General features: G+C 29.3%; 7 protein-coding genes. 3 read left to right on the top strand and 4 right to left on the bottom strand.

Annotated elements, in window-relative coordinates:
- Positions 1–22: 22 nt before the first annotated feature.
- Together OIU83_RS06325 and OIU83_RS06320 are read right to left on the bottom strand one after the other, a co-directional pair.
- Positions 23–2,302 (bottom strand): glycosyltransferase, encoded by a 2,280-nt coding sequence (locus tag OIU83_RS06325; RefSeq protein WP_264205429.1) that lies wholly within the window; start codon positions 2,300–2,302, stop codon positions 23–25.
- On the bottom strand, positions 2,292–3,338 hold the full coding sequence (locus OIU83_RS06320) for a glycoside hydrolase family 130 protein (protein ID WP_264205428.1): 1,047 nt from the start codon (positions 3,336–3,338) through the stop codon (positions 2,292–2,294). Before OIU83_RS06320 ends, OIU83_RS06325 begins: the two co-directional genes overlap by 11 nt.
- 212 nt (positions 3,339–3,550) lie before the next feature.
- On the opposite strand from OIU83_RS06320, the gene OIU83_RS06315 reads away from it, so the two are divergent.
- The 3 genes from OIU83_RS06315 (at position 3,551) to OIU83_RS06305 (ending at position 5,575) form a co-directional block, all read left to right on the top strand.
- Positions 3,551–3,790, top strand: a complete 240-nt coding sequence (locus OIU83_RS06315; RefSeq protein ID WP_264205427.1) for a DUF7218 family protein — start codon at positions 3,551–3,553, stop codon at positions 3,788–3,790.
- A 338-nt stretch (positions 3,791–4,128) separates the two neighbouring features.
- Positions 4,129–4,290 (top strand): DUF1328 domain-containing protein, encoded by a 162-nt coding sequence (locus OIU83_RS06310; RefSeq protein ID WP_264205426.1) that lies wholly within the window; start codon positions 4,129–4,131, stop codon positions 4,288–4,290.
- A gap of 265 nt (positions 4,291–4,555) precedes the next feature.
- A complete protein-coding gene (locus tag OIU83_RS06305) occupies positions 4,556–5,575 on the top strand; it encodes a helix-turn-helix domain-containing protein (RefSeq protein ID WP_264205425.1) in 1,020 nt (339 codons plus the stop codon).
- Positions 5,576–5,740: 165 nt separating this feature from the next.
- Here the strand turns inward: OIU83_RS06305 and OIU83_RS06300 are convergent, their stop codons facing one another.
- Together OIU83_RS06300 and OIU83_RS06295 are read right to left on the bottom strand one after the other, a co-directional pair.
- Positions 5,741–6,940: an NAD(P)/FAD-dependent oxidoreductase gene (locus OIU83_RS06300; protein ID WP_264205424.1), complete on the bottom strand. Its 1,200-nt coding sequence runs from the start codon at positions 6,938–6,940 to the stop codon at positions 5,741–5,743.
- Between the two features lie 90 nt (positions 6,941–7,030).
- Positions 7,031–7,816 carry an MlaD family protein gene (locus OIU83_RS06295; RefSeq protein WP_264205423.1) on the bottom strand — a complete coding sequence of 262 codons (786 nt, stop codon included), beginning with the start codon at positions 7,814–7,816 and terminating at the stop codon, positions 7,031–7,033.

Below are 7,816 nucleotides of genomic sequence, written 5' to 3'. Positions count from 1 at the left end.
CTTTTTTTTGAGTTAATGAGTTCTAGATTAATTTATAATTTAAGTTCTCTTTGGAACTTCGTAATTTAATAATCTTACCCTCATTGCTCTCAGACACAATATTGTTTTCCATTAGCAATCGTGCAGTCAAATAACAAATTGTAGACTCAGCACCCTGATTTAAATTTACATTTTCTTTTTCAAGACCATCATAGCAACCACCAGTAATTGGATCATACATGATTTGATTTAAATGATTTTGACCTAAAAACCAGTTAAAGGCTGTTTTCATTAATTTTTTATATAAGGGATCATTGAAATTTTCATAAAAAAGTTCCAATGTCTGCATGGTATAAGAAACATCTATAGGTTGTTCACCGTATTGATGGGGTATTGCTCCTTTGTGATGCCAGCCTTTATTAGAAATAACTTTAATTTTTCCATTTATAAACATTTTGGACAATAAAAAATCAAATGTCTCAATGGCTATTTTTTTATATATTAATCTATTAGTAGCCAAGTGGGCATAAAGCATTGATTCGGGTAATATACTATTGGCATAAGTAAGATAGTTTTCAAACCAGTTCCAATTCTTGGTTGCATGAGCATCATAATTTAGGGATAATCTTCTAGCTAGTTTATCTATTATTTCAATCACACGATTATTTGGCTCTACAGAATTGAATAAAAACAAACCTTTGGTTATGAAACCAATTGATCTGGGCGAAGTAACAGTTTCAGTCCAATCTAATGCTTTTAGAATACATGCAACAGCTTTATTTACTGAAGAAGATGGAATAGTCGATTTTAAAGAAACAAGCATTCCTAAGGACCAAATTGCTCTTGCATTTGAGTCTTCCAGATTTACGGTGTCATTTTTAGGATCAACATTATTAAATTCGTCTACATAATTTATAAAATTACCTTTGGGTTGTTGGCATCTTTCAATAAAATTAAGATAGGTATTGATGTAATAAATATCATTAATGTCTTCTTTTAACTGGTAATGCAAACACATTGAAATTAAAGCTCTTGCATTATCGTCCAGAGTATACCCTGAAGTAATATCGGGCTCAGAAATTTTGCTGAATTGTATCATTCCTAAAGAAGTTGTCATGTTTTTTTGATGATCCATTTTTATTGGTGGATATGTAAATTTGACTTCCATTGGTTTACTTGTGATTTTTTGATATGTAATCATATGTTGGATGGCAACATTTTCCCAAGAAGTTTTTCTAGTTTTTTCAAACGCATTTAGAGCCATTGATTCACGTAACTCAGGGTTTGATAATAATTTGATAGTTGCATTTGCAAATTGTTCTGAATTTTTAATATCAACCAAAATACCAGTATCAGATGAAAGAACTTCCAGAGTATGAGGTATTTTTGTCGCAACTATTGGACAAGAACAACTCATAGCATACGAAAAAGTCCCGCTTACAGCCTGATTGGGATCTTTGGAAGTAAATAAATAAACATCTGTTGCTTTTAGATAATTTAATAGTTCTTTTACTTCGAGATATTGATTTACAAACAGAACATTCTGTTTTAAGCCTAAATCTTCGACGAGAGATTCCAAATGATTTCTGTATTCATCTACATTATTGATGATATTATTAGGATGTGTTTTTCCAATAATCAGATATAATGCATTTGGAAATTGTTCTACAATTTTAGGAAGTGCTTTTAATCCTGTCTCAATATTTTTACCTTCTCCCAGTAATCCAAAAGTGGAAAGGATTATTCTGTCTTCAAAATTAAATTTTTGCTTTGCTTTGGAAGTATTTTCATATTCTACGATATGCGTGCCATGATGGATACAAACAATGTTTTTAGGTTCTATTTCGTAATCTTCAACAAGGATTTTTTTTGACTGATTTGTCATAACAAAAATTAAGCTTGAATAAGATATTAATAGCTTAACAAAATTTTTAAGATTTTCATTGGGGTTAGGAATGACACTATGGAATGTGTATGTTACGGGCTTTTTATTTGCATTTAAAAAGTCAATTAAATAATTACCGTATTCACCTCCAAACAAGCCAAATTCATGTTGGATATGGATTAATTTTACCGCGTCATCCTTATTTATTTCCAAAGCTATTTTTTTATACTCCTCTTTGATTTTGCTATGTAAAATATATGCTGTCCTTTTATCAATATCTCTATTGTCTGTTAATTCACATATTTCACATGTAATACTTTTTCCGTATATTTTATTTATTGCATTGATGCTATCTTCGGTGTATGTTGCAATTCCACATTGAGTTGGCGGGAATGTAGAAAGAAATACTATTTTGGATTTAGAGTCTCTAGTTTTCATCTTTATTATTTTTTAGTTCGTGTAATAAATTGTTTAAGTTTATTGAAGCAACCGCTATTTTGTCATCGGCAGCACCGTAGTAAATATATAATTGGTCGTCAAAAATTGCGGTCCCTGTAGGGAAAACAACATAATTTACATAACCTTGTCTTTCATAATATTCAGTAGGAGTTATTATTGGTTTTTTTAGTCTTGCAATAACTTTTAATGGATTATTTATGTCTAATAAAGCTACAGAGGCATGATATATTAGACCTTTTTCTCTTTTCTCGGCAGAATGATAAATAAGCAACCAACCATCATTAGTTTCGATAGGAGGGCATCCTGCTCCAATATGACTGGTTTCATGTTCGTATTTAGGACTCAATACAATATGCTGACTTAAATTTGTAATGTATTCTTGCCAGAATTCAATTGTTAGCTCCGAAGCTTTATTAAAATATAATAGTTGTATAGAAGGGAATAATCGATGAAGCAGTGCAAATTTTCCTTTTATTTTTTTTGGGAAAAATACCACATCCTTGTCCCATACATATATCTTATCTTTAAGATCTTTTGTCAACGGATGATTATTAATACTAAATACTAAATTATCTATAAGACTGGAATTTCCTAAACTATGCTTAAGTAAATTCGAATACTCTTCTATCTTAAATTGTGGAGTAATAATACCTTTCTTTTTAAACTTTTTTAATTTTTTAGAAATTGCATAAGCTCCAAATGCATTTATTCCATCATAAGTAGCATATGACAAGTAATATAGATCTTCAATCTTAGTAATACGTGGATCTTCAATCCCATGCATTTCATAGATATATTCTGGTGACATTATAGGTTCTGTTGCTCTTTCAATTACATGCAAAGGCCCTTCGAGCTTGCAATATCCGATTGTAGAAAAATTTCCTATTTGTATTGCTCTATAAAACATATGGACTGTATTATCTTCTTGATAAATCGCAGGATTAAGCACCCCTAGATTTTCAAAATTTAAATTAGTATGTTCTAATATTACACCATGCCTAGTAACTGATTCCATAATGGATTTTCTTTTTTATAAAATTAAAGATGTAGAGTTGCATAAATTAACTCAATCGATTATTTGATTAACTCATTTATGGTTATATAAAAAATGAAATGTGGTATTTTGATTTTTTTAAGCTAAAAAAAAAATTAAATGGGTCAAGAGAAATCGCTAGTTATATTAAAATTTGTATATAAAATAATTGTATTACCTCTAAATTTTAAAAGATGCCAAATCCTAGAATTAAAAATGAAGAACAGTACGAAGCTCTTTTGAAAAAAGGGTATAGTAAACAAAAATCAGCACGAATTGCAAATACGCCAGATGCTGGAGTAAAAGGAGGTAAAGCAAAGCCTTATGAAAAATGGACAAAAAAAGAGCTTTACCAACAAGCTACAAATGTAGGAATAAATGGCCGGTCAAAAATGAATAAACAGGGTTTAATTTGCTCATTAAGAAATAATTAGGAATTTATCAAAAAAACTTTATTAATAAATAACTATTAATAATTAAAGATTATGAATTTTAGAATAGTTAATAAAAAAAATTACGAACAAATGATTGTATCACCGGAAAAAGCGATAAAAAACTTGATTTGATATATGTTAGTAAAGAAAAATTATCCATAATGAAATTAAAAATGGAGAAGATTTTAGTTGTTTAAAGTCTGATTTGTCTTAAATTACGGAGTAAATGAGTCAATGATTTTATTATTAGAGTTAACTCAATTACTTAATAAAGATGAAATTTGTTATAACTAGAAGACCTTTTTATAGATCTTGTTTATTAACTAAAAAATAATCTTATGTTACGTTGGACAGTCATTTTTATAATTCTTGCAATTATTGCCGGAATTTTTGGTTTTGGCGGTATTGCTGCTGGAGCTGTAGATATAGCCCGAGTGCTATTCTTTATCTTCATTGTATTGTTTGTAATTTCATTGGTTACAGGAAGAAAAAAAGTATAAATAATCCATTAATATTTTTAATTTTTTATTGATTGGGGGATCAATAGATTATTTGCTAAAAAAGTCTAGTCATTATATTGATAAGACTTTTTTTATTTTATATCCTGATTTATAGTTAATTATGAAACTTAATATCGGAATTCTGTAACACTATTGTTGTATAGATTACGAAATTTGAATGTATCAATAAAAAACAAAATAGATTTATGATACCCATTTTTTTGAACATTTAAAGGAATTAAGAATTATTTTAAAAAAAATAAAAATGAAAAGTATATATCTAAAAGCCGGAAAAGCACAAGATGTTTTTAATGAATTAAAAAAAAGCCTTAAAGGTACATTGACCTTGAATAATGAGGAATACAATTTAGCAATGGAATCAGATTTTGTAAAAGGTAATATTGAAGGAATAGCATTTCAGGAAGGAATGACATACATGCAATTTGACCTTGTTTTTTCTGATGATGTAATGTTGAGTATGGAATCTTTTAAGGCTCCTCCCATTTTATTTGCTTATTGTTCTGAGGGAGCTCTTAGACATAGTTTCGGAGTAAATGGCGATAAAAAAAGCCTTAAAAAATATAATTCTGGGGTTCTTAAAAGTACAACTAGTATTAATAGTATTTTATATTTTGAAAAAAACATTCCAATTAAATTTTCTATAATAGGTGTTGGGACAGATACAATTGCCAATGGGCAGAACAATGATTTAATTAAAAAATTAAAAAACACATTTTTAAATAAGAAAGAAAATTACTTAGACATAAGATTTCAAAACTTTAAGATAGCTGAGAAAATAGAGGAGTTTAATACTATAAACCAAACTGGAATTGTTCGAAATTTATTAAAAAAAGGCATTTTACAAATTATTTTGGCAATGGAGATTGAGCAACATACCGATAGTTTTACTAAAATATCACAAGCAATTACTTGTTTGACTTTAAAACAAATTGATGAAATTAAAAGGATATCAAATTTTATTATAAATTTTCCGGCTGAACAATTTACAATTAAGTTTTTGGCACAAAAAACAGGATTATCTCCAAACAAATTGCAAGAAGGGTTTAAGCTGGTACATAATAGAACTGTAAATGACTTTATAACTTTTATGAGAATAGAAAAAGCCGAGGATTTAATTAGAACATCTGATTTAAATATCTCCGAAATTGTTTATTCGATAGGTTTTACAAGCAGAAGTTATTTCTCGAAAATATTTAAACAAAAATATAATTGTAGTCCAAAGGATTATAAATACAATCAGAATTCGGTAGCTAAAACAGCCTAATATATGTTTATTGGTTTATTAAAGAAGCCGTCTCAGTCCAAAAAATTGAGACAGTTTCTTTTTAATTTTATAATTTACCGGATAACAGCTGTTGTTATGCATATTCCCGCTATAAGTCTTATGATGCTTGCAGTTTTCATAATAATTGTTTTGGGAATTAAAGGATTATCTGTTGAACTTATAAAATTTTAAATCAGGATGATCGGAATTATTTAATGATGCTATAATAGAATCCATTGCCATTACACTAAAAGTAATGCCATTACCACCAAAACCTAAAACATAATGCTCCTTTTTTTTAGGGTTTGGTTTCCCTAAATAAGGGAGTGCATCCTGTGTTTCTCCAAATGTGCCTGCCCAGGAATAATCAAGTTTGAGGTTTATATCCGGAAAGCATTTCTGGAATTGTTTTAAAAGATAGGCCTCTTTTGTGTGTAGCGATTTATCTCGTCTTTCGGGATTTTGAAATTCATCATCACCACCACCCATTATAATTCTATTATCGGCAGTTCCTCTAAAATATGAATAGGGCTTAGATGTATTCCAATAAATTGCATTTTTAAAAGCTTTGGGGATTTCTGTAAAACTTTCTGATGCTAAAGCATAAGTACTTTTTAAATCTACTATTTTTTCAGTGAGTGTTTCGGTACTTTCATAACCGCTACAATGGATAATATCTTCGGCTGTAATTGTGAAATTGTTTTCTGACAAGGCTAGTATTTTTCCTTTTTGATGTTTAAATTCTATAATGTTTGTACGATCAAAAATTTGCATTCCTTTTTGTTTGCAATATTTTAAAAGATCATGTGCAAGTCTGTAAGGATCCATAACTGCGCCAGCTTCGGATTCTATTGCTGCATAACCGTTGAGTCCCAGTTTTTTTAAATCTGTTTCTTCTAGCCATTTTACTTTAAATCCATTTTCTTTTCTTGTTTTAAATTCTCGTTCTAGAAAAGGAATATCTTTTTTTAAGGAACAAAAATAAATGCTTTTTTTGAACTCAAATTGACAATCACTTTTTATGGAATCCACAATTTTATTGAGATTGTAAATTGCTTTTTCACAATTTTTATAACTGGAAACAGCACAATCAAAACCTCTTTTTTCTATTAATTCATGTAAGGAAATGTCAATTTCATATTGTAATAATGCCGTGCTTGCAGCTGTGCTACCATTACAAATATCGCGTTTGTCTACAAGTACTACTTTTTTTCCTTCAGTTATTAATTTATATGCTATTAATGCACCGGTAATTCCTCCACCAATAATTAAAATTGGCACAGTGATATCTGCATCTATTGAAGGATAACTAGTATCCATGGCATTTTTTATTGGCCAAAAAGTTTCGGTTGAGCGTAGCTTCATAATTTTATATTTTCGATTATAATTTTATTACTGTTGTGCTTTTTAAGAACCGGTAATTTGATTTGAAGTAAAGTAGAGGTATCTTATATATTATTTTTTTATGTTTTCTTTTTCTTTTGCAGCTTCCTCTTTTTTATCCTTTTCTATTTTTTCCTGTTCTTCCTTTGCTTTTTTATCGGCTTCTTCTTTCTCTTTCTCTTTCTCTTTCTCTTTTTCCTGTTTTTTGTAATATCCTCTAAACAAGAAATTACTTTTTGCAGCTTCCATATTTTGACTAAATCCCTGCGTACCATTTTCTAGGTTGGTAATTGTTTTAGAGAGTGTATTTGCAAGTTTAGGATCTGTAAGTAACTTAGATAAAGCACCGTTACCATTATTCATATTGTGGGTAAATATTGCAAGTTCTTCGGATATTACACCCGCATTATCTACACTCTTTTTCACACTTTTCATAATGTCGTCCATTTCTATAGCATCTATTGAAGCGATTTTTCCGTTATTGGCAATAATCTTATTGGATTTATTACCAGGTGAGATAGTAAGAACTTTATCGCCCATTAATCCCTCAGATCCAATACTGGCTCTGGCATCTGTTTTTATAAATTGCCTGACTTCATCTTTGATGACTAATTTTACAACTACCGAGGAGTCATTTATCAATTGTATATCTTCGACAGTTCCAATATTAATTCCGGAAAAACGTACGTTATTGCCCACTTGTAAACCGCTTACAGTTTTAAAATTTGACGTTATATGGAATGTTGAACCAAATAAATTTTGTTGTTTACCAATAAAATATATAGTTAACATAAAAAGGATTAAACCTATAGTTACAAACATTCCTAGTTTCCATTTAAATCCAGATTCCTTATTCAT

It is taken from the genome of Flavobacterium shii, assembly GCF_025847235.1.
Taxonomy (GTDB): domain Bacteria; phylum Bacteroidota; class Bacteroidia; order Flavobacteriales; family Flavobacteriaceae; genus Flavobacterium; species Flavobacterium shii.
The sequence above is the reverse complement of the archived record's forward strand: the minus strand, read 5'-3'. Positions and strand labels throughout refer to the sequence as shown.

What these genes read in the sequence shown, in the direction of transcription:
- OIU83_RS06325 (WP_264205429.1), bottom strand. Translation starts at nt 2,302, where the DNA reads ATGAAAACTAGAGACTCTAAATCCAAAATAGTATTTCTTTCTACATTC.
- OIU83_RS06320 (WP_264205428.1), bottom strand. Translation starts at nt 3,338, where the DNA reads ATGGAATCAGTTACTAGGCATGGTGTAATATTAGAACATACTAATTTA.
- OIU83_RS06315 (WP_264205427.1), top strand. Translation starts at nt 3,551, where the DNA reads ATGCCAAATCCTAGAATTAAAAATGAAGAACAGTACGAAGCTCTTTTG.
- OIU83_RS06310 (WP_264205426.1), top strand. Translation starts at nt 4,129, where the DNA reads ATGTTACGTTGGACAGTCATTTTTATAATTCTTGCAATTATTGCCGGA.
- OIU83_RS06305 (WP_264205425.1), top strand. Translation starts at nt 4,556, where the DNA reads ATGAAAAGTATATATCTAAAAGCCGGAAAAGCACAAGATGTTTTTAAT.
- OIU83_RS06300 (WP_264205424.1), bottom strand. Translation starts at nt 6,940, where the DNA reads ATGAAGCTACGCTCAACCGAAACTTTTTGGCCAATAAAAAATGCCATG.
- OIU83_RS06295 (WP_264205423.1), bottom strand. Translation starts at nt 7,816, where the DNA reads ATGAATAAGGAATCTGGATTTAAATGGAAACTAGGAATGTTTGTAACT.